Origin of the sequence: Enterobacter cloacae complex sp. 402C9, assembly GCF_050030745.1 — a bacterium.
Lineage (GTDB): Bacteria > Pseudomonadota > Gammaproteobacteria > Enterobacterales > Enterobacteriaceae > Enterobacter > Enterobacter intestinihominis.
In genome coordinates, this window is sequence record NZ_JBLGUW010000001.1 from 2,904,859 (window position 1) to 2,927,692 (window position 22,834).

Below are 22,834 nucleotides of genomic sequence, written 5' to 3' on the forward strand. Positions count from 1 at the left end.
AACAGGAGCCTTACCATGTTTTCGAACGCATAGCCGCCTGATGTCCGGCAAGCGTACCAAAAATAATGATATCTGCCACCGCATTACCACCGATGCGGTTACCGCCGTGGATACCCCCGACAACCTCACCCGCAGCAAAGGCTCCCGGCAATACGTTGTGGTTGCTGTCCAGCACGCAGGTTTCTGTATTGATGGTCACACCGCCCATGGTGTGGTGCACGCCCGGCGCAATCTGAATGGCATAGAACGGCCCTTCGTTGATAGGCGCACGCAGCGCGGTGGTGCGGCCAAAATCATCGTCATGCTGTTTTTCCACAAAGCCGTTGTAGCGTTCCAGCGTTGCCAGGAACTGGTGGTGATCCATCCCCAGCGCTTCCGCCAGGGCTTTTGGCGAGCTGGCGCTGGTGACAAACCCTTTCGCGATGTACTCATCCGCGGCTTTGTTTTTGGCGCGAACATGCTCGTCAAAGACGATGTAAGCGTATTTCTCCGGCAGCGCGATGATTTGCGCCGAAACTTTGTCGCGGGTCGACATTTCGTTATAGAAGCGGTTGCCCTGCTGGTTTACCAGAATCGCCCCGCCGCCGCGGATGGATTCGGAAATCAGGTACGACGTTTTCTGCTCAACGGTTGGGTGGATCTGGATTTCGCCCATATCGACGGTGCCTGCGCCAATACGCTCCAGCAGCGCGATACCGCCGCCGGTTGCGCCTTTGTGGTTAGTCGTCACGAACCCTTCCAGGTCCGGACGGTATTTCACCACCATCTGGCTGTTGGCGCTGAAGCCGCCCGTCGCGACAATTACGCTTTTAGTTGCCACGGTGAGGGTTTCGTTCTCTTCGGTGGTCAGACGCACGCCGGTCACTTCGCCGTTTTCGAAGATGATGTCGCTCACGGAGGTATCCAGCATCACCTCGATGTTGCGTTTGTTGACATTGCGCACCAGGCCGCTAATCAGATATCCGCCCACCGCGGAACCATCTTTCGGACGGTGCGTACGGTCGATGCTCATCCCGCCGGTGGTGGTGATGTCGTTGAGCATAATGCCGCGCGTTGCCAGCCATTCGATGGCCTGCGGCGCGTTCTCGACAAAGCGACGCAGCAGTTCAGGGTTGTTCTTATTGCCACCGCCTTTCAGGCTTTCCTGGTAGAACAGCTCTTTGCTGTCCTGAATGCCCTTCACGCGCTGGAAGCGGGTCTCAGCCGCGTTCATCCCGGCAGAGGCTTTAATGGTGTTCCCGCCAATAGTCGGCATTTTCTCAACGATCAGCACGCTCGCGCCTTCGTCGTGCGCCTGAATCGCCGCCGCCAGACCGGCGCCGCCGCTGCCGACCACCACCACGTCCACGCTTTTAGTCTCATTCGGGTCAGCGCCCTCTTCTGCCGCCAGCGCTTTGCTGGATTTGAGCATCGCCTTCGAGACCGCTTTTTTCACCGCCTCGCTTTGGCTGGTCGCGCCGGTGATAGCATCCACGTGCGGAGTGTTGGCATCCAGAATTCGGGTACGGATCTCTTCGAAGCTGGTCACAAACGCCACGTCTTCACTCGGGCCGGAGGCCAGTTCGATATCGGCAATACGATCGGTTTCGAGGCTGACGTTAATCACCAGTTCGTTAGCATCGTCCTGCACTTTTTCAATAAAGGTGCCCGGTTTGAATTTAGATTCGCCCATGCTCATGTCGCGGATCATCGCTTCCACCAGCGAGAAGCGCCACAGCGGTTCCGGGATGCTCAGTTCTTCGCGTCGGGTACTGTCCATAAACAGCTCCAGGCTTTCGCCCGCCGCGATGCGATCGGTCCAGTCCGGATAGGCGATGGTGGCGCGGCCAACGGCTATCAGGTCGTAACCGTGATCCAGCGCTTCATTCACATCCGTGGCATTCACCACGCCGCCAACGCCCATCACCGGTACCTGCGCCAGCGTGTCAGAGCGCATGGCGCAGTATTTTTCGATAAGTGGCGTCGGGTCCTGAGTATCGACGATAGAAGGACGCAGGGCGGCGCCAAGGGAGAAGTGCAGATAATCCACCCCACGAGCGGCCAGTTTTTCCAGCAGATACAGGGTGTCTTCGAAGCGAATGCCGGGGACTTCCAGCTCTTCCGGTGAGAAGCGGTAGCCAACGATGAACGCGTCGTCCGCATACTGGCGCACCATCTTGTGGGTAATGTCCAGCACCGCCAGCGGGAATTTCGCGCGGTTATCGCGGCTGCCACCCCACTCGTCGTCGCGCTGATTAGAGTTCGGGGAGTAGAACTGCTGGATCAGATAGGTATTCGCCCCGTGGATTTCGACGCCATCGAAGCCGGCCTGAATTGCGCGGCGTACGGCTTCGCCGAACTTGCCGATCATGCCTTCCACTTCTTCTGAAGTCAGAGCAACCGGCGTCGCGGCACCGTCACGCGGCGCGGCAACCGCGCTTGGGCCAACCGGCGTGCGGCCGCCGATCAGTTTTGGGTCGACCATACGGCCGCCGTGGTAAATTTGCAGAAGGGCTTTGGAACCTTTGGACTTAATGGCGTCAGCGATTTTTGCCAGTCCGGCGATTTTTTCGTCGTTATCAATACCAATTGCGCCCGGGAACGCAAGGCCGAGATCGTCAACAAAACAGCATTCAACGATAATGGTGCCGATGCTGCCAGCGCGGGCGCGGTAGTACTCCACCAGCTCGCTGGTCACGGTGCCATCGAAATACCCCGTACAGGTTGTCATCGGGGCCATTAACAAACGGTTTTTCAGTTCAGTACCATTCGGTAATGTGAAGGGGCTTAAAATACGTTCGTTAGTGCTCATAATAGAAACTCCAAACTTTAAAAATTAAGAATTCGTTATCGGTATGGATTTTTTATTTCGTGTTTTCGCCGATGTCATGACATTAATATAAAGCTTTTTTTAGTTTCTAAAGCCATTACGTTAGTTAATAAACTATTTAATCCCTGCGATAACATTAATAACACATTGGTGTTAGCTCGAATGTTTTATACGTTCACATTAATTTAAAAAAAGTTAAATCAACAATGGTAAAGCCAATACACCATACACATCAAAAACCCTTTAAAATCAAAACCTAAAACACAACCAAATTAATAATGTTATAAAATTGATAAATAAAATGCTTAAAAATAGCGAATAACCACACTACTCAGAGTGGTTATTATAAAAAGTATAAAATTACGCCCTCAATTCTGTTTTTTTGATCGCGATCAATAGTAATGGCATCCAAAGGCGCAATATAAAAACATCATCATTTTTTATTTAGCGCAAACAATAATGCGTTAAATCGCTATTACTGAAAACACAATAACGCACCTTAAATAACTAAAAAAAGCAAAATGAATAAAGCAATCGAATTTGTGTTTTCGCTGTACGACGAATTTTTGACAACTTAAGACGTGAAACTATGAAAACAAAAACTGCTGTAACGCCTCCTGCGGCGAATCTGGCATCAAATGGAACAGCAAAACGCCTGCTGATGATGGCCCTGCCCGTCATTGTCGCCGTCCTGCTGTTGTTTGTCCCCGTTCCGGAAGGGCTGCCGCCATATGCGTGGCACTACTTCGCCATCTTTGTCGGCGTCATCGTCGGGTTGATTTTCGAACCGCTGCCGGGCGCCGTGATCGGTCTTACCGGCGTCGTGGCGATTGCGCTGTGCAGCCAGTGGGTGCTCTTTAGCCCCGAACAGCTGGCTGACCCGAAATTCAAGCTGGCGGGCGCCTCCTTTAAATGGGCGGTGAGCGGGTTTGGTAACTCCACCGTGTGGCTGATCTTCGGTGCCTTTATGTTTGCCGCAGGCTACGACAAAACCCGCTTCGGCCGCCGTCTGGCGCTGATTCTGGTGAAGTACCTGGGCCGTCGCAGCCTGACGCTCGGTTACGCCATTACCTTCGCGGACCTGCTGCTGGCCCCGTTCACCCCGTCCAATACCGCGCGCAGCGGTGGGACCATCTACCCGATTATCGCTAACCTGCCGCCGTTGTACGGTTCAAAACCCAACGACCCAAGCGCGCGCAAAATCGGTTCCTATCTGATGTGGGTGGCAATCACCGCGGCTTGTATCACCAGCTCGATGTTCCTTTCCGCTCTGGCACCTAACCTGCTGGCACTGGCGCTGGTGAAAAGCACCGTTGGAATTGATATCTCCTGGGGGACCTGGTTCCTCGCCTTCCTGCCGCTGGGTATCCTGCTGATCCTGACCATGCCGCTGCTGGCCTACTGGTTCTACCCGCCAGAAGTGAAGGTAAACAATGAAGTACCACTGTGGGCGACCCGCGAACTGGAAAAACTGGGCAAACTGTCGCGCAATGAGATCCTGCTGCTGGTGTTCGTGTGCTGCGCGCTTCTGATGTGGATCTTCGCCGCGGCGTGGATTGAACCGGCCATGGCTGCCCTGCTGATCGTTGGCCTGATGCTGTGGACCGGCGTGCTGGAGTGGAACGACATCACCGGCAACAAAGCCGCGTGGAATACCTTCGTCTGGTTCGCCACCCTGGTGGCACTGGCGGATGGTCTCTCCTCCACCGGCTTTATCAGCTGGCTGGGTAAAGAAGGCGGCATGCTGATGAGCGGTATCTCTCCGGGTGTCGCCACCATCGTCCTGCTGCTGGCGTTCTACCTGCTGCACTACCTGTTCGCCAGCACCACCGCGCACACCACGGCGCTGCTGCCTGCGATGCTGACCATCGCCTCCACCATTCCGGGCATGAATATGGAAGTGTTCGTCCTGCTGATGGTGACCTCGCTGGGCGTGATGGGGATCATCACCCCGTACGGTACTGGCCCAAGCCCGATTTACTACGGTAGCGGCTACCTGCCAACCAAAGACTACTGGCGCCTCGGCACCATCTTCGGTGCCATTTTCCTGGCAGCTCTGCTGCTGATTGGTTACCCGTGGATGTCCATGATGTTCTGATTTCTGACCGCCGGACATTTCCTCCGGCGGTTAAATTTTTGTGGAGCAAGCTATGTCAAACAAACCCTTTATCTACCAGAACCCCTTCCCACTCGCGCATGACGACACCGAATATTATCTGCTGACCAAAGAGCACGTTTCCGTTGCCGAGTTCGACGGTCAGGAAGTGCTGAAAGTCGAACCAGAGGCGTTGACCCTGCTGGCCCAGCAGGCCTTCCACGACGCGGCGTTTATGCTGCGCACCTCTCACCAGAAGCAGGTTGCGGCTATTCTGAGCGACCCGGAAGCCAGCGAGAACGATAAGTACGTCGCCCTGCAATTCCTGCGCAACTCCGAGATTGCGGCGAAAGGCGTGCTGCCCACCTGTCAGGATACCGGCACGGCAATCATTATGGGTAAGAAAGGCCAACGCGTCTGGACCGGCGGCGGTGACGAAGCAGCGCTGAGCCAGGGCGTGTATAACACCTATATTGAAGACAACCTGCGCTACTCGCAGAATGCGGCGCTGGATATGTATAAAGAGGTGAATACTGGCACCAACCTGCCCGCGCAGATCGACCTCTACAGCGTGGATGGTGACGAGTACAAATTCCTCTGCATGGCGAAAGGCGGCGGTTCCGCCAACAAAACCTATCTGTATCAGGAAACCAAAGCGTTGATCACCCCGGCGAAGCTGAAAAATTATCTGGTTGAGAAGATGCGGACCCTCGGCACCGCGGCCTGCCCGCCTTACCATATCGCCTTCGTTATCGGCGGCACCTCAGCGGAAGCCACGCTGAAAACCGTCAAGCTCGCCTCTGCGCGCTACTACGATAGCCTGCCAACCGAAGGCAACGCGCACGGCCAGGCGTTCCGCGACGTCCAGCTCGAGCAGGAACTGCTTCAGGAAGCGCAAAACCTCGGCCTTGGCGCGCAGTTTGGCGGGAAATACTTCGCCCACGATATTCGCGTGATCCGTCTGCCGCGCCACGGTGCCTCCTGCCCGATCGGCATGGGTGTTTCGTGCTCCGCCGACCGCAACATCAAGGCGAAGATTAACCGCGAGGGGATCTGGATTGAGAAGCTGGAGCACAATCCGGGCCAGTATATTCCTGAATCCCTGCGCCAGCAGGGGGAAGGCGATGTAGTAAGCATTGATCTGAACAAGCCGATGCCCGATATCCTGGCGCAGCTTTCCGCGCACCCGGTCTCCACCCGCCTGTCGCTGAATGGCACCATTATTGTGGCGCGCGACATCGCCCATGCGAAGCTGAAAGAGCTGCTCGACAACGGGGAAGAACTGCCGCAGTACGTCAAAGATCACCCGATTTACTATGCAGGCCCGGCCAAAACGCCAGAAGGTTACGCGTCTGGCTCACTCGGCCCGACCACTGCGGGACGTATGGACTCCTACGTGGACTTATTGCAATCCCACGGTGCGAGCATGATCATGCTGGCGAAAGGTAACCGCAGCCAGCAGGTGACGGACGCCTGCCATAAGCACGGCGGCTTCTACCTCGGCAGCATTGGCGGCCCGGCGGCGGTGCTGGCGCAAAACAGCATCAAGAGTCTGGAGTGCGTGGCGTATCCGGAACTGGGAATGGAAGCGATCTGGAAAATTGAAGTGGAGAACTTCCCGGCGTTTATCCTGGTGGATGACAAAGGCAACGACTTCTTCCAGCAGATCCAGAACAAGCAGTGCAAAGGCTGTTCACAGCGCTGAGTCTTTCCACAATGATGGCAGCAGCGACAGCGTTTCATTAATTAACCGGCGCTTGTCGCTGCCCGGTTTCCAGATCGTCACCATCGTTTGACCGATCCCCTGGCTGCCCACTTCGGTGTGCAGCCTTTTTACGTTTTGCCATCGCGCCGCCTGAAGATGCGTCGGCAAAAACCCCCAGCCGCACCCTTTCTCCAGCAGGCCGCGCAGCATCTCCAGTTCGTTAGTGAAAAGCGTGTGCCCTGAAATTTGCAGGCGACGGGCAACCGGCTCGTCTGACGCGGCATGCATAATCACCTGCGGAACCAGAGAGAGATCGAGCAGCGACACCGGCGACGCAACCTCCGCAAAAAGCGTCGTTGCGGCGTAAAAATCCATTTCGATCGCCCCCAGCGCCCGCCACTCCATCTCATTGCCCACGCTGCGGTTGCGCGCCTGGCAGATCCCCAGATCGGCCTGACCGTTCGCCAGCATGGCTTCCGCCTCATCGCGCGATGCGCTGGTCAGGCTCAGGCGGATCTTTTTCGCCGCCAGTGTGGCAATCAGCGCCTGTAAAAAAGCTCTGGGGGTGAACGGATCGTAAACGAGTGCAATGTCCTGCGTGGCGCTGTCCGGCACCGATCGGGCAAACGCCTCAAATGCTTTGACCTGCCGCATCAGCAGGTGCGCCTGCCGCTGAAGCTGCTCCCCCTCCGGCGTCAGGCGCAGGCTGCGCCCCTCCCGCAGGAACAGAGCGTAGCCCAGCCCATCCTCAAGAAAATCGATCAGATCCCGCAGGGTTGTACGATCTTTGCCGAGTTTACTGGCCGCCTTCATCAGGCTGCCGTGCTCAGCGACGGCGGTGAACGCCTCAAGTTGGGCAAAGGAATAGATCAGTGATGCCACGTCATTCTCCATACGTTTTTTCCGGGGGATTTTCCCCCATAACGCGTTTTTTATTATAGGCCGCAGGTTCTTAAACTGAAGTCCTTCCTGAGCCAAACGAGATAAATATGAAAATCAAAACAAACCGCACGCTGCTCGCGGCGCTGGTTGTCAGCAGCCTGCTCTCGCCCGCCGTCATGGCGGCCTGCAACGGTACCGACCTTACGACCTGTCCGGCGCCTTTCGATGCCAGACTCCCGGACGCACATACCATGCTCACCTGGAGCCAGGCCGATCGCGTGGTGGGCTTTCGCAATGACTACCGCAACTACGCGGGCGATGTGTTCCGCCACGGCAACGCAACGCCGCTGCTGCCCGCAGAAAAACCGCTCACCGATGCCCGCTATCAGGTGAAGGGTAAGATTTACAATCTTCAGGATTACCTGAAGCGCCAGAACGTCAGCGGCATGCTGGTGCTGAAAAATGGCAAAGTGGCCTATAAATACCTGGGAGAAGGCAATACCAACACAACGCTCTGGACGTCGCGTTCCGTGGGCAAATCTGTGGTTTCCGCGCTGGTGGGCGTTGCGATAAAAGAGGGTAAAATCCACTCCCTGGACGACCTCATCACCCAGTACGAACCGGATTTAAAAGGCACCGCCTGGGAGGGCGTAACGCTAAAACAGCTCATCACCCACACCTCGGGCGTGGCGTGGAACGAAGATTACACTAACCCGCAGTCAGACTTCGCCCGGCTTACCGAATGCGAAGCGAAACCGGGCACCTACGACTGCGTGCGCACCCTGGTGAAAGGATTACACCGTGAACACCCGGCGGGTGAAAACTGGTCCTATTCCTCGGGTGGCGCCTGGCTGTTAGGCGATGTGCTTGAGCGCGCCACCGGCATGACGCTCGCGGCGTATCTGGAGAAAAGCATCTGGCAGCCGTACGGCATGGCGAGCGACGGCGTGTGGCATGCCTACAGCAAAGGCCAGCACGACGTGGGTGCGCATGGATTTAACGCCACGCTGGAAGACTGGGGGCGTTTCGGGGAGTTTATCCTGCATAACGGTACACTGCCGGACGGAAAGCAGATCCTCCCCGAGGGCTGGGTGAAGCAGTCCTCAGCCTGGACACAGGCCAAAGGATCGGTGTCCGCCGCGCATCCGAAAGGCTTGTACGGCTACCAGTGGTGGAACAACGAAGTGCCGGCCACCGCCACAAACGTGGAGCCGAAAGTCGAAAATTCGCTGAAGGATTCCCTGTGGGCGCTGGGTATTTTTGGTCAGATGATCGTGGTTAGTCAGAAAGAAAAACTGGTTATCGTCCAGTGGTCCACCTGGCCGCAGGCAGAGCCGTCATTCAGCGCCCAGCCGCTGGAAGCGTCGCTGATGTTTAGCGCGATTGCCAACGCGCTGCGCTGATAATCCCAAGCCAGGCCCCGCCTGGCTTCTCACCTGCGCGGTGTCACAAAACTGATATATCAGCAACTTAGCGAAATGTGGTAAATAAAAGATCAACGAAATGTTAAGTTATTGTTGAATATGTAAATACTGGTCAACGCTTTGTCATTAATGCACCACACGCATCAGTCCATGCGCGATTTGCGCTTATCAATTTCCACTTCCTGATCCAGTTTTCAGAAACAGACGAGCATAACGTCACTATAAAACTGGAGATAATTATGGTTTCCTCAACCTCACCTGCAACGGTTCGTTCGAAAGCGGGCGCGATTTTCCGCGTCACGTCGGGCAACTTTCTTGAGCAATTCGACTTCTTTCTGTTCGGCTTTTATGCCACCTACATCGCCCACACGTTCTTCCCGGCAAGCAGTGAATTTGCGTCGCTGATGATGACCTTCGCCGTCTTTGGCGCGGGCTTTCTGATGCGTCCGATCGGGGCCATTGTGCTGGGGGCTTACATTGATAAAGTGGGTCGCCGTAAAGGACTGATCGTCACCCTGTCGATTATGGCCGCCGGAACCTTTCTGATTGTGTTGATCCCTTCTTATCAGAGCATTGGCCTGTGGGCGCCGCTACTGGTGCTGACCGGCCGCCTGTTGCAGGGCTTTTCGGCAGGCGCCGAGCTGGGCGGGGTTTCGGTTTATCTGGCGGAGATCGCCACGCCGGGCCGCAAGGGTTTCTACACCAGCTGGCAGTCGGGTAGCCAGCAGGTCGCCATTATGATCGCGGCGGCGATGGGCTTTGCGCTGAATATGGTGCTGGAAGAGAGTGCCATTCGCGAATGGGGGTGGCGTATTCCGTTCCTGTTTGGCTGTCTGATTGTGCCGTTCATCTTTTTCCTGCGCCGCAAGCTGGAGGAGACCGAGGAATTCAGCGCCCGTCGCCACCATCTGGCGATGCGTCAGGTCTTCACAACGCTGCTCGCCAACTGGCCAGTAGTCATCGCGGGCATGCTGATGGTGGCGATGACCACCACCGCGTTTTACCTGATCACCGTTTACGCACCGACCTTCGGTAAAAAAGTCCTGATGCTCAGCGCCTCGGACAGTCTTTTGGTCACGCTGCTGGTAGCCATTTCTAACTTCATCTGGCTACCGATTGGCGGTGCACTATCGGACCGCTTCGGACGCAAACCGGTGCTTATCGCCATGACGCTGCTGGCGCTGGCGACCAGCTATCCGGCACTGACGATGCTGGCGGCAGCCCCGAGTTTCTCCATGATGCTGACCGTGCTGCTGTGGCTCTCTTTCCTCTACGGCCTGTATAACGGCGCGATGATCCCGGCCCTGACGGAGATCATGCCAGCAGAGGTGCGCGTGGCGGGCTTCTCGCTGGCTTATAGCCTGGCAACGGCGGTCTTTGGCGGTTTCACGCCGGTGATTTCTACCGCCTTAATTGAGTACACCGGCGACAAAGCCTCCCCGGGCTACTGGATGAGCTTTGCCGCCGTTTGCGCCCTGCTGGCAACGCTTTATCTCTATCGTCGTCGCACGTTAATTCTGCAAACCACCGTTAAGGAGTGATCCCTCATGCTTACATTCAGAACGGTGATTGCCGCCCTGACCTTCACCACCCTCAGCGCGGGCGCGCTTGCGCAGGAGGTGACGGTGATGATTTCTGGCGGCTTCAAAGCGGCGCTGGAGAAGCTGACGCCGCAGTACGAAGCGCAAAGCGGCGACAGGCTCATTGTGGTCTCCGGCCCGTCGATGGGCAAGACACCGCAGGCCATTCCGGCCCGGCTCGCCCGGGGCGAAAAAGCGGACGTGGTGATTATGGTTGGAGATGCGCTGGCGAAACTGGAACAGGATCGCAGGACGGCGGCGGGCTCCCGCGTGGAGCTGGCGGATTCGCCCGTCGGGATGGTCGTCAAAGCGGGCGCGCCGGTGCCGGATATCAGTACGGTACCCGCCCTGCGGCAAACGCTGCTGAAGGCGCATTCCATGGCTTATTCCGACAGCGCCAGCGGCCGGTATGTTGAGAGCCAGTTGTTCCGTAAGCTGGGCATCGACGGCCAGGTCCAAAATAAAGCGCACCGGGTTGAGCGCATCCCGGTGGCGTCTGAAGTGGCAAAAGGGAAATACGATCTCGGCTTTCAGCAGGTGAGCGAGCTTCTGCCGGTCCCGGGCGTGACGTTTGTGGGTAAGTTGCCTGACGACATGCAGTACATTACCCGTTTCGCCGGAGCCGTAACGCAGAAGGCCGACCATCCCGAACAGGGAAAAGCGCTGCTGGCCTTTCTCTCCTCGCCACAGGCGGCCAGCGTCATTACGGCAACGGGCTTAACGCCCGTCAGTGCACCTCGCGATACTGCTCGGTGATCAGCGTTTCGAGTTCGGCAGCAATGTAGGACTGGATCCGCCCGCGGCGGCGAATCAACCCCACGGTTCGCCTGACCTCTGGCTCTGTTAAAGGCACCGACGTCAGCAGCGAATGCTCTGCGCTGGGCATTGACATGGCGGGAACGGCCGCAATGCCGATCCCGGCTTCAACCATCCCGAGCATAGTCGTCACGTGCCGCGTTTCGCAGATGCTGGGGCGCTCAGGCCGAATATGTCCGACCCGCTGGTCGAGAAGATTGCGGTTGCCGGAGGTCTTATCCAGACCGATATAATCCTGCTGATAAAAAGCCTGCCACGTCAGGCTTTTTCTTTTTGCAAGCGGGCTGTCTCGTCGGCAGGCGGCCACGTAGACGTCCTCCACCAGCGGGACAAACTCGATGTCGGGCTGTAAACTCCGGGCAAAGCAGATACCAAAATCCGCCTGTCCGCGGGTGACGGCCTCGATAACATTTCCGGCGCTGCTGTCGATAAGTTTAATGCGCACGCGGGGGTAACGGGACTGAAAGCGGCGGATCACATCCGGCATAAAGTAACAGGCGGCTGACGGCACCGTCGCCACGGTGATTAATCCCGTGCGCTCCTCGCTGGCCTTATCGATATCCGAAAGCATGGACTCCACGTCGACAAGCAGTTGCCCGCACCGGTCGGCAAAGGTCTGTCCATACAGGGTCAGCGTGACGCGCCGGGTAGTTCTGTCGAACAGTTTTGTCCCCAGTGCCGCCTCCAGCTTTTCAATTCTGCGACTCAACGCCGACTGGGAAAGGCAAATAGACTCCGCCGCAAGACGGAAATTGCCGTATTCCAGTAAAGCGCGGAAGGCGTAGAGATCGTTGAGGTCAAAATTGACGGGCATACTGACGGGATCCTTAAGCACGGTAGGGTAAGAAGAGATTTATCATAGCCGCGTACGACATACTTCACAAAATGAAGGGGATACCCCTAAAGCGCTATCAACCTTACGGCACATAGTGATAGTTTATGCGGGCTGGATTCCTCTTAAACAGGCTGCCAGTCTGCATGCCGCCGAAGAGGAGTGTCATACTGCTTAACAGAGTATGTTGGCATGCTAACAGCCCCTGACCTTTCCATTTTGTTCACGTGCGAGTAACGAGCAAAGCGATGATTAAGTGGCCCTGGAAAACGAACGACGCTGGTCGAAATATGGCGCTGCCCTGGGATGAGGCTCTGGCGATCCCCGTGCTGGCGAATCTCTTGCCTGAAGAGCAATCAAAGCTGATTCAGCTGGCCGAGCGTTTTTTACAGCAAAAACGGCTGGTGCCGCTACAGGGCTTCGAACTGGATCCGCTTAAAAATTCGCGCATCGCCCTGCTCTTCTGCTTACCGGTACTGGAGCTGGGTATCGAATGGCTGGATGGCTTCCATGAAGTGCTGATCTACCCGGCGCCGTTTATCGTCGATGATGAGTGGGAGGATGACATCGGGCTGGTGCACAACCAGCGTATGGTGCAGTCCGGGCAGAGCTGGCAGCAAGGGCCGATCATCCTCAACTGGCTGGATATTCAGGACTCGTTCGATGCCTCGGGCTTCAACCTGATCATTCACGAAGTAGCGCATAAGCTGGATACCCGCAACGGCGATCGCGCCAGCGGCGTGCCGCTGATCCCGCTGCGTGAAGTCGCGGGATGGGAGCACGACCTGCACGCGGCGATGGAAAACATTCAGGATGAGATAGACCTGGTGGGTGAAAGCGCGGCCAGCATTGATGCCTATGCCGCGACCGATCCCGCCGAGTGCTTCGCGGTGCTGTCCGAGTATTTCTTTAGCGCACCTGAGCTTTTCGCCCCACGCTTCCCGGCGCTGTGGCAGCGTTTCTGCCAGTTTTACCAGCAGGATCCGCTCCAGCGTCTGCGGCAAAGTGAGGACGCAGCCAGCACCTCCTCTCATCCGTTCCACTAATGTTCAGCAGGGGTACGATCGGTCGATCGTACCCATACGCTCACCGCAAGAAACAGCAGCGCCATTCCCCATGCGGCAGTAATCAAAAACTGCTCACCGTAAAAGCGCGTCACCACGGGTACCAGCAGCGCACTGGCCCCGTACCCCAGCGTATGGCTGGTGGCGATCACCCCTGCCCCTTTGCCCGTCGTCAGCCGATCGTTGAGCAAAAGCTGGTATCCCGGCGTGGCCATGGCGGCACCCAGCGAGGTGATGACAATGCCCACGTAGAACAGGGCTAAACTGGCGAGACACATCAGCCCAAGCCCCGCCACCATCAAGACCGCGGCAATTAAGAGTAAAACCCTCGGGCTAAAATGCTGCGGGCGTACCACCAGAAACTGCGCCGCCAGGGTCGCCAGCGCGGCCAGGCTCAGCAGCAGGGCGACATGATGGCTGATTTGCACGGCATCGCCATTAAATAACGGATGAAGATGCGGCGATAAACCAAGCTGCATCAGGCTGACCAACGCCGCCAGCAGCAGCGCCAGCAGCAGGAAAGGCATCATAGAGGCCTGTAACCGCGTCGACTGGTGCGCCACCGGCGGCAGCGGGGGATCGGCGGCTTCGCGCAGCACCAGAAGCAGCGCGATAAACGGCGCCAGCGCCATCAGCCAGAGCGGTGCGACCGGGCTGACGCTGAGCATCAGCGCGGCCAGAGGCGGTCCCAGCAGACGCCCGCAGCTAAGGCCAGAGCTTATCGTTGCCAGCGCCGCCATTCTTTTATCCAGCCCCGCGCGTTGAATGGCCCACGTCTGGGCCGCAGGCACCAGCCCCGATACCGTCAGGCCGTACAGCATGCGCGACAGAACCAGGCCCGCCATTCCCCAGAGGGCATTCAGCGCGCCGTTGGCCATCGCCCAGACCACCAGCGCCATCACGACGAAGCTCGCCAGATAGCCGCCTAACGAGGCCAGCATCACGACCTTACAGCCGTGCCGCTCGCTCTGGCGTCCCCACCAGGGCGATGCGGGTAAAAAGAGCATCGAGCCGAACATCAGCAGCCCGGCCCAGACGGAGAGCGACAGTCCGGTCAGGGAGACCAGCTGCGGCAGCATGACCAGCAAACCGTTTTGTCCGATACCCAATAAACCGGCGCCCAGTGCAAGGGGCCAGTTTGCCTTCGGGGCCATATTGTCTGTGATGTTCTCAGTACAGGTGCGCATAGAATTGTGAAGATAATGTCAATAAATGTGTGGAAATTATGAAGTTTATGAAAACAAATATTGCAAAAATAGTTGCGGCTGTAAACAGAATGAATATCATAACGAGAATTATTATCAGTCATGGAATGAGGTACATCTATGCGTGCTCTGCCCCGCTCCGCCGGTACAGATGTTGCGGCCCAGTGTTTTTTGAACGCGCTGCTGCGCGAAACGAAGGACTGGCACTATCTTCCCGCAACCCGTGCGGATGAGTTATCGCAGATACATATCCCGCTCTCCCCAACCCAGGCCATCCGGGTTCCGGTACGCTATTTCTCCCCCACGCAGCATCACCAGTATTGTTTCCCGGCCAGGCTGATTCAGGCCGACAGCGACGGCGGTGACACGGTCACATTCCATCAACTGATTGATTTCATTATTGAAAAAGAGACAGTAAAAGGCGCTCTGGACGCCGATACGCTGGCCCGCTTTAAGCAGCGCGTCCTGGAGAGCCATACGCACACCTGGCAGGCCATTGATTTACGCCACAACTGGGCAAACCTGCGCGATAAGCCGCTGACCTTTGCCGAAGCGGAACAGGCGCTGCTGGTCGGCCATGCTTTTCATCCTGCCCCAAAATCGCACGAGCCGTTTAACGAGGCCGAGGCGCGCCGCTATCTGCCGGATTTCGCCTCGCGCTTCCCGCTGCGCTGGTTTGCGGTTGAGCATGAACTGATTGCCGGGGACAGTCTGAACGTCTCCCTGCGTGAACGTCTGCTGCGCTTCGCGGCCCAGAGTGCGCCGGATCTTCTCGGCCACTTCACCGACACCCGCTGGCTACTGCCGATGCATCCGTGGCAGGCTGCCTATTTGCTGGAGCAGCCGTGGTGCCAGCGTCTGGTTGAAAAAGGCGCCCTGCGGGATCTTGGCGAGGCGGGCGCACAGTGGCTGCCTACCAGCTCTTCCCGCTCGCTGTACAGCGAAACCAATAGCGACATGATTAAGTTTTCCCTCAGCGTGCGGCTGACCAACTCCGTGCGCACGCTGTCGGTCAAAGAAGTTAAGCGCGGCATGCGCCTGGCGCGGCTGGCGAAAACGGCACGCTGGCAGGAACTCCAGGCGCGCTACCCGACCATGCGCGTGATGCAGGAAGACGGCTGGGCCGGGCTGCGCGATGAAAGCGGCGTCATTCAGGAAGAGAGCCTGATGGCCCTGCGCGTCAACCTGCTGTTTGATACGCCAGATACCCAAACCAACGTGCTGGTGAGCCTGACCCAGGCGGCACCGGACGGCGGCGACAGCCTGCTGGCGGCGGCGGTGCGCCGTCTGAGCCAGCGTCTGGCTCTCCCGCTCGCCCAGGCCGCGCGCTGCTGGCTGGACGCCTACTGCGACCGCGTATTGCTTCCGCTGTTCAGCGCCGAGGCGGACTACGGTCTGGTCCTGCTGGCCCACCAGCAAAATATCCTCGTTGAGATGCAGCAGGATTTCCCCGTTGGGCTGATCTACCGCGATTGTCAGGGCAGCGCCTGGACCGAAGGGGCCGACGCGTGGCTGAAAGAGGCAGGCGAAACCGAGGTGGAAAACCGCTTCGGTGATAGCCAGCTGCTGCGCTACTTCCCTTATTACCTGCTGCTGAACTCTACCCTTGCCGTCACCGCCGCGCTCGCCGCTGCCGGCTTCGACAGCGAAGAGAACCTGATGCCCCGCGTGCGTGACGCGCTGGCCAAACTGCGCACGACGGCGAAGCAGACCCGCTGCCTTGATTATGTGCTCGACAGCCCGACCTGGAACTGCAAAGGCAACTTCTTCTGCTACCTGCACGATCGCAACGAAAACACCATCGTCGATCCGGCGGTGATCTATTTCGACTTTAGCAACCCGTTTTATAAGGAGAAGGCGTGATGGCAAACGCGAATATCGTCCATTCCGGCTACGGCTTTCGCTGTACGGCCACGGAACAAAACCTGCCGCTGACGCTGGGTCTTGACGGCAGCGCGGTCCTTGCGCGTCTGGCCGGGCTCCCGGACGGCTGGCTGGTGGACGCCCTCGACCAGCTGTTTGTAGCCTCCCCCGCCCTGACCGGCATTACCCTGCCGTGGGCCGCCTGGCAGGATGAACCTCAGGCGCAGGCGCTGTTTAGCCTCGCAAACGGGGATTATCTGGCGCGCGAAATATTCTGGCAGCTGCCGCTGTGGCTGAAAGGCGAACGTCCGCAGGTGAGCGGCGGAATGCAGTTTGATGAAAGCCGTCAGCTGTACTTCCCGCTGCGCCCTCATCGTCCGCAGGGCGAAGTGTATCGCCGTTACGATCCGCAGATTAAGCGCACCCTGAGCTTCCGCGTAGCGGACGTGGCGCTGGACGGCGAGCGTTTTACCCGCTGGATGAACACCCCACGCGTGAACGCCTTCTGGGAGATGGCGGGCCCGCAGGCCGAGCAGGAAAACTACCTGCGCCGTCAGCTCGACTCGACCTATTGTTACCCGGTGATCGGCTGCTTTGACGATCAGCCATTCGGCTATTTTGAACTCTACTGGGCGGCGGAAGACCGCATTGGCCGCCACTATCGCTGGCAGCCGTTTGACCGCGGGCTACATATGCTGGTGGGTGAAGAGAACTGGCGCGGGGCGCAGTATATCCGCAGCTGGCTACGCGGCCTCAGCCACTATCTGTATCTCGATGAACCGCGTACGGCGCGCATTGTGGCGGAACCGCGCTTCGACAACCAGCGTCTGTTCCGCCATCTGGCATCCGCCGGTTTTGACACGTTGAAAGAGTTCGACTTCCCGCACAAACGTTCCCGTCTCATCATGAGCGAGCGTCACCGCTTCTTCCATGAGGTGGAACTGTGAACGCGCTCTGGCAGAAAGTGAACCGCGAGATGGTGGCGAAGATCCTCGCTGAACTGGAATATGAACGCACCCTGCGCGCCGAGCCGGTTTCGGCGGACTACTGGCGCATCAGTATGGGCAACGCGACCTGGCAGTTTAGCGCCACGCGTGGGATCTGGGGCTGGCTGCATATTGACCCTGATACCCTGACCACCGCCAGTGGCGCGGCGGTCGAAGCGGAAAACGCGCTGCTGCAACTGGCCACCGTGCTGGAGATGAGCGACGCGCAAACGGCGGAGCACATGGAAGATCTCTACGCCACGCTGCGGGGCGACATGCAGCTGTTGCAGGCGCGTGACACGCTGGATGCCGATGCGCTGATCCACCTCGACCCGGACGAATTACAGTGCCTTATGCGCGGTCACCCGAAGTTTATTTTTAACAAGGGACGCCGCGGCTGGGGGCTGGATGCCCTGCGCCTTTACGCGCCGGAATATCGCGGGCGTTTTCGTCTGCACTGGGTCGCCGTGCAACGCGATCGTCTGGTCTGGAGCAGTGACGCCGATTGCGATATCAACACCTTGCTCGCCAGCGCCATGGACGATGCCGAGCGCAACCGATTCGACGCCCGCTGGCAGGAACTGGATCTGGACGACAGCTGGCTGCCGGTGCCGCTGCATCCGTGGCAGTGGCAGCAAAAAATTGCCATTCATTTCCTGGCACAGCTCGCGCGCGGTGAGATGGTGGAGCTGGGAGAGTTCGGCGATGAGTATCTGGCGCAGCAGTCCCTGCGCACGCTGACCAACGCCAGCCGTCGCGCGCCGTATGACATCAAGCTGCCGCTGACCATCTACAACACTTCCTGCTACCGCGGTATTCCGGGCAAGTATATTGCCGCCGGTCCGCTGGCCTCGCGCTGGCTACAGCAGCAGTTCGCCAGCGATGCCACGCTGATTCACTCCGGGGCGCAGGTGCTTGGCGAACCCGCAGCCGGATATCTGTCGCATCCGGGTTATGCCGCATTGCCTGAGGCGCCGTACCGCTATCAGGAGATGCTGGGGGTGATCTGGCGCGAGAACCCATCCTGCTATTTACAGGATGGCGAACAGGCGGTGCTGATGGCCGCGCTGATGGAAACCGATAACGACGAGCGCCCGCTGATTGACGCATGGATCAAACGCTCGGGGTTAACCGCAGACGCATGGCTGGAAAAGCTGTTTGAGGCGACGGTGATTCCCTTCTATCACCTGCTCTGCCGCTACGGGGTGGCGCTCATCGCCCACGGCCAGAACGTCACGCTGGTGATGAAAGATTACGTCCCACAGCGCATTCTGCTGAAGGATTTCCAGGGCGACATGCGCCTGGTGGACGAGGATTTCCCGCAGGCGCAGAGCCTGCCGGAGCAGGTAAAAGCCGTCACCGCACGCCTCAGTGCGGATTACATCATCCACGACCTGCAAACCGGCAACTTTGTCACGGTGCTGCGCTTTATTTCCCGTCTCACCCTGCAAACCGGCGTGAGCGAAACCCGCTTCTATCAGATCCTGGCGCAGGTGTTACGTCGCTATATGGCCGCCCATCCGGATCTTGCGGCACGCTTCGCGAAGTTCGACCTGTTTAAGCCGCAGATTATTCGCGTGATCCTCAACCCGGTCAAACTGACCTTCTCTGAACACGATGGCGGCAGCCGCATGCTGCCGAACTACGTCTGCGATCTTGATAACCCTCTTTTTCTGGTCTCCCAGGAGTCAGCGCAATGAAAACCTATGATTTCATCGGCATTGGTATCGGTCCGTTCAACCTCAGTATTGCCGCGCTGGCAGAGGGGCTGGACGGTTTTAGCTCGCTGTTTCTTGAACGCAAGCCGCACTTCTCCTGGCACCCGGGAATGATGGTACCGGACTGCCACATGCAGACCAGCTTCCTGAAGGATCTGGTCAGCGCCGTGGAGCCAACCAACCGCCACAGCTTCCTGAACTACCTGGTACAGCGCAAAAAGTTCTACCGTTTCCTCACTACCGAGCAGCGCACTGTCTCGCGCGAGGAGTTTGCCGACTACCTGTGCTGGGCGGCGGATAACCTGACTAATCTGGCCTTCAGCCAGCAGGTGCAGCAGGTCAGCTTTGATGAGCAAAACGGTCTGTTTGAGGTCGTGACCCAGCGGGATCGCTTCCTGGCGCGCCACGTCTGCGTGGGGATTGGGAAGCAGATCAATCTGCCAGACTGCGTCACCGCGCAGGACGACACCTGCTTCCACGCCAGCGAAATGATGCTGCGCACGCCGGATTTAGCAGGCAAGCGCGTCACCGTCGTCGGCGGCGGCCAGAGCGGTGCGGATCTGTTTTTGAATATCTTCCGTGGGGAATGGGGCCAGCCGCTGAGCCTCAACTGGATCTCGCGTCGCAACAACTACAACGCGCTGGATGAAGCCGCGTTTGCTAACGAGTATTTCACGCCGGAGTATGTGGACAGCTTCTCCACCCTCGGTGACGACGCCCGTCGCCAGATGTTGCAGGAGCAGAAGATGACCTCCGACGGGATCACCACGGAGTCGCTGCTGGCCATCTATCGTGCTATGTATCACCGCTTCGAAGTGCTGCGCGAAAAACCCTGGGCGCACCTGATGCCGTCCCGCTCGGTGACGGCGCTGACGCGCCAGGAGAACGGGCAGCGCCTGAGCATCCAGCATCACCTGGATGGCGGTCGCGAACAGCTGGAGAGCGACGTGGTGATTTTCGCCACCGGCTACCGCGCCGTGCAGCCTGCTTTCCTCGCTCCGCTCTCTTCCCGACTGCGTCTGGATGAGGATGAAGCCTTCTGCATCAACAACGATTTTACCCTTGAATGGGACGGCCCGCAGAGCAACCGCCTGTTTGCCGTCAATGCCGGGATGCACCGTCTCGGTATTGCCGAACCCCAGCTCAGCCTGATGGCCTGGCGCGCGGCGCGAATTCTGAATCGCGCTCACGATGACGAGCCGTTTGAACTGGCAACCACCCCCGGCGTGATCCACTGGCGGAGCACCACCAGCCCGGAGAGCAGCCAGGTTTTTAAATCATTAATGAAGACCACCGAGTACTGACACACACATTCAGGATCAACATAACAATGAAACGTTCTCATCTTTGGGTTTTAAATCCGTGCTTGCTTGCCATGCTTTCTACCTCTGCGTGGGCGGAAGAACAAAAGGAAGAAGATATTGTGGTTTCTGCCAGCCGGGCACATCGCAGCGTGGCAGAGATGGCGCAAACCACCTGGGTTATAGAGCGGGCGGAAATTGAGCAGCAGGTTCAGGGCGGGAAAGAGATTAAAGAGGTGCTGGCCCAGCTGATCCCCGGCATGGACGTCAGCAGCCAGGGACGTACCAACTACGGCATGAACCTGCGCGGTCGCTCCATGATGGTGATGGTGGACGGCGTGCGCCTGAACTCGTCCCGCAGCGACAGCCGCCAGCTCGACTCTATCGATCCGTTCAACATTGACCGTATCGAAGTCATTTCCGGCGCCACCTCGCTGTACGGCGGCGGCAGTACCGGCGGTCTGGTGAACATCGTCACCAAAAAAGGCCAGCCGGAGACCGAAGTGGAGTTCCAGACCGGGGCAAAAAGCGGGTTTAACAGCCATAACGACCATGATGAGAACGTCTCAGCAGCCGTGAGCGGCGGCAACGACAACGCCTCTGGACGTCTGTCGGTCTCCTATCAGCGCTACGGCGGCTGGTATGACGGCAACGGCGACGAGGTGATTATCGATAACACCCAGACCGGCTTGCAGTATTCCGACCGTATCGACGTGATGGGAACGGGCACCATCAACATCGACGATCATCAGCAGCTCCAGTTAACCACCCAGTACTACAAGAGCGAATCCGACGGCAAACACGGGCTGTTCCTCGGAGAGAATTTCGCTGCGGTCACGGGCGATGCCAAAGCCTATAACAAAGATAACCTGGACTCTGACCGTATCCCGGGCACAGAGCGTCACCTGATCAACCTGCAGTACTCGAACACCGACTTCTGGGGGCAAGATCTGGTTGCGCAGATTTACTACCGTGATGAGAGCCTGACCTACTACCCGTTCCCGACGCTGAGCAAAGGCGCGGTGACCAGCATTGGCGCGTCCCAGCAGAAAACCGATTTTTACGGCGGCAAGCTGACGCTGAACAGCAAGCCGATGGACGACCTGACCCTCACCTGGGGTGTGGATGCCGATCACGAAACGTTCGACGCCAACCAGCAGTTCTTCGACTTAAGCAAAGCAGCGGCGAGCGGCGGCATGGAGCTGGACAACGCCTACAACGTGGGCCGTTACCCGGGATACAGCATTACCAACCTCGCGCCGTTCCTGCAAGCCAGCTATGACATTGACGCTATCACCCTGAGCGGCGGCGTGCGCTACCAGTACACCGAAAACAAGGTGGACGATTTTGTCGGTTACGCCCAGCAGCAGGCAATCGCCACGGGCAAAGCCACCTCCGCTGACGCGGTGCCGGGCGGGAAAACCGACTACAACAACTTCCTGTTTAACGCCGGGATCCTTGGACGTCTGACCGAACAGCAACAGCTGTGGTTTAACTTCTCCCAGGGCTTCGAAATTCCGGACCTGGCGAAGTACTACGGCTCCGGCACCTATCAGCTGGTCGATGGTCACTATCGCCTGCAAAACAGCGTGAACGTGAACGACTCAACGCTGGACGGTATTAAGGTCAATGCTTACGAGCTGGGCTGGCGCTTCACCGGCGATAACCTGCGTACCCAGGTGGCGGCCTACTACTCGCTCTCGGATAAAACCATCACCATCAACAAGAGCGACATGACCATCAACCTGGAAGACGACAAACGTCGTATCTACGGGATTGAAGGCCAGGTGGATTATTTCTTCACCGACAGCGACTGGAGCACCGGGGCGAACTTTAACGCCATCAAGTCCGAAACGCGTGAAAACGGGAAATGGGAGAAGCTGACGGTCGACAGCGCCAGCCCGTCGAAAGCCAGCGCATGGGTGAACTGGGCGCCGGGCGACTGGGCCCTGCGCGTGCAGAGCACACAAACCTTCGACGTGTCTGACGCCGACGGTAAGAAGATTGATGGCTATAACACCGTTGATTTCCTGGGTAGCTACGCCCTGCCAGTGGGCAAAGTCAGCTTCAGCGTGGAGAACCTGCTGGACAAAGACTACACCACCGCCTGGGGCCAGCGCGCACCGGGGCTGTATAGTCCAACCTACGGCGCACCGGGTCTTTATACTTATAAAGGCCGTGGCCGTACGTTTGGTCTGAACTACTCCGTTCTGTTCTGATCCTGCGCGCTGCCTGTCTGCGGGCGGCGCGATTTGCTGTGCAATTTGAAAGCAAATTTGCTATTAAATCATCGGTTTGCTGAAATTGTCGGCAAACGAACAAAAACGGTGTTTTCCCCTTTGACAAGGCGCACTGAGGTCGATAATATGCGCCTCGTTCACACGATTCCTCTGTAGTTCAGTCGGTAGAACGGCGGACTGTTAATCCGTATGTCACTGGTTCGAGTCCAGTCAGAGGAGCCAAATTTGAAAAGCCTGCTTTTATAGCAGGCTTTTTGCTTTTGTGGGTTCGGTAAATTTGCCGGGTGGCGGCTGCGCCTTACCCGGCCTACTGA

The 22,834-nt window shown here is 57.9% G+C and carries 15 protein-coding genes and 1 tRNA gene; 12 read left to right on the forward strand and 4 right to left on the reverse strand.

All coding sequences use genetic code 11. The features are described 5' to 3' along the window. Positions 1-10 precede the first annotated feature (10 nt). The gene (locus ACQG1K_RS13990) at positions 11-2,791 is read right to left on the reverse strand and encodes a flavocytochrome c (protein WP_367074203.1); all 2,781 of its coding nucleotides are present in this window, start codon (positions 2,789-2,791) and stop codon (positions 11-13) included. Positions 2,792-3,398: 607 nt separating this feature from the next. Here ACQG1K_RS13990 and ACQG1K_RS13995 point away from each other — a divergent pair. Together ACQG1K_RS13995 and fumA are read left to right on the forward strand one after the other, a co-directional pair. After that, entirely contained in the window at positions 3,399-4,907 is a 1,509-nt protein-coding gene (locus ACQG1K_RS13995; protein WP_072201094.1) for an anion permease, read from the forward strand. 52 nt (positions 4,908-4,959) lie between these two features. Further along, positions 4,960-6,609 (forward strand): class I fumarate hydratase FumA, encoded by a 1,650-nt coding sequence (fumA, locus tag ACQG1K_RS14000; protein WP_032624006.1) that lies wholly within the window; start codon positions 4,960-4,962, stop codon positions 6,607-6,609. Here fumA and ACQG1K_RS14005 read toward each other — a convergent pair. Continuing rightward, complete coding sequence (locus tag ACQG1K_RS14005) at positions 6,598-7,503, reverse strand: LysR family transcriptional regulator (RefSeq protein ID WP_032624005.1); 906 nt, start codon at positions 7,501-7,503, stop codon at positions 6,598-6,600. The genes fumA and ACQG1K_RS14005 overlap by 12 nt on opposite strands. Before the next feature lie 95 nt (positions 7,504-7,598). On the opposite strand from ACQG1K_RS14005, the gene ACQG1K_RS14010 reads away from it, so the two are divergent. The 3 genes from ACQG1K_RS14010 (at position 7,599) to ACQG1K_RS14020 (ending at position 11,251) form a co-directional block, all read left to right on the forward strand. Beyond that, entirely contained in the window at positions 7,599-8,894 is a 1,296-nt protein-coding gene (locus tag ACQG1K_RS14010; protein WP_426720833.1) for a serine hydrolase domain-containing protein, read from the forward strand. Between the two features lie 260 nt (positions 8,895-9,154). Next, positions 9,155-10,456 carry an MFS transporter gene (locus ACQG1K_RS14015; RefSeq protein WP_022648575.1) on the forward strand — a complete coding sequence of 434 codons (1,302 nt, stop codon included), beginning with the start codon at positions 9,155-9,157 and terminating at the stop codon, positions 10,454-10,456. A gap of 6 nt (positions 10,457-10,462) precedes the next feature. Then, positions 10,463-11,251 (forward strand): substrate-binding domain-containing protein, encoded by a 789-nt coding sequence (locus ACQG1K_RS14020; RefSeq protein ID WP_032624002.1) that lies wholly within the window; start codon positions 10,463-10,465, stop codon positions 11,249-11,251. On the opposite strand, the gene ACQG1K_RS14025 is transcribed toward ACQG1K_RS14020, so the two are convergent. Next, positions 11,223-12,125, reverse strand: coding sequence for a LysR family transcriptional regulator (locus ACQG1K_RS14025; protein WP_032624001.1), 903 nt, complete (start codon positions 12,123-12,125; stop codon positions 11,223-11,225). The two genes, ACQG1K_RS14020 and ACQG1K_RS14025, sit on opposite strands and share 29 nt — an antisense overlap. A gap of 266 nt (positions 12,126-12,391) precedes the next feature. Between ACQG1K_RS14025 and mtfA the strand changes: the two genes are divergently transcribed. After that, positions 12,392-13,189: a DgsA anti-repressor MtfA gene (gene mtfA / locus ACQG1K_RS14030; protein WP_003859539.1), complete on the forward strand. Its 798-nt coding sequence runs from the start codon at positions 12,392-12,394 to the stop codon at positions 13,187-13,189. Here mtfA and ACQG1K_RS14035 read toward each other — a convergent pair. Continuing rightward, a complete protein-coding gene (locus ACQG1K_RS14035) occupies positions 13,186-14,394 on the reverse strand; it encodes an MFS transporter (RefSeq protein WP_038416336.1) in 1,209 nt (402 codons plus the stop codon). The two genes, mtfA and ACQG1K_RS14035, sit on opposite strands and share 4 nt — an antisense overlap. 138 nt (positions 14,395-14,532) lie before the next feature. On the opposite strand from ACQG1K_RS14035, the gene ACQG1K_RS14040 reads away from it, so the two are divergent. From ACQG1K_RS14040 to ACQG1K_RS14065, 6 genes are all read left to right on the forward strand, one after another. Then, the gene (locus ACQG1K_RS14040) at positions 14,533-16,275 is read left to right on the forward strand and encodes an IucA/IucC family protein (protein WP_426720832.1); all 1,743 of its coding nucleotides are present in this window, start codon (positions 14,533-14,535) and stop codon (positions 16,273-16,275) included. Continuing rightward, complete coding sequence (locus tag ACQG1K_RS14045; RefSeq protein WP_032623998.1) at positions 16,275-17,222, forward strand: GNAT family N-acetyltransferase; 948 nt, start codon at positions 16,275-16,277, stop codon at positions 17,220-17,222. Before ACQG1K_RS14040 ends, ACQG1K_RS14045 begins: the two co-directional genes overlap by 1 nt. Further along, positions 17,219-18,961: an IucA/IucC family protein gene (gene iucC, locus ACQG1K_RS14050; RefSeq protein WP_032623996.1), complete on the forward strand. Its 1,743-nt coding sequence runs from the start codon at positions 17,219-17,221 to the stop codon at positions 18,959-18,961. Before ACQG1K_RS14045 ends, iucC begins: the two co-directional genes overlap by 4 nt. Beyond that, the gene (locus ACQG1K_RS14055) at positions 18,958-20,283 is read left to right on the forward strand and encodes a lysine N(6)-hydroxylase/L-ornithine N(5)-oxygenase family protein (RefSeq protein ID WP_023306541.1); all 1,326 of its coding nucleotides are present in this window, start codon (positions 18,958-18,960) and stop codon (positions 20,281-20,283) included. Before iucC ends, ACQG1K_RS14055 begins: the two co-directional genes overlap by 4 nt. Before the next feature lie 26 nt (positions 20,284-20,309). Beyond that, positions 20,310-22,499, forward strand: a complete 2,190-nt coding sequence (locus ACQG1K_RS14060) for a TonB-dependent siderophore receptor (RefSeq protein ID WP_048966154.1) — start codon at positions 20,310-20,312, stop codon at positions 22,497-22,499. Positions 22,500-22,666: 167 nt separating this feature from the next. Continuing rightward, positions 22,667-22,742, forward strand: a tRNA-Asn gene (locus ACQG1K_RS14065). The last annotated feature ends 92 nt before the right edge of the window (positions 22,743-22,834 follow it).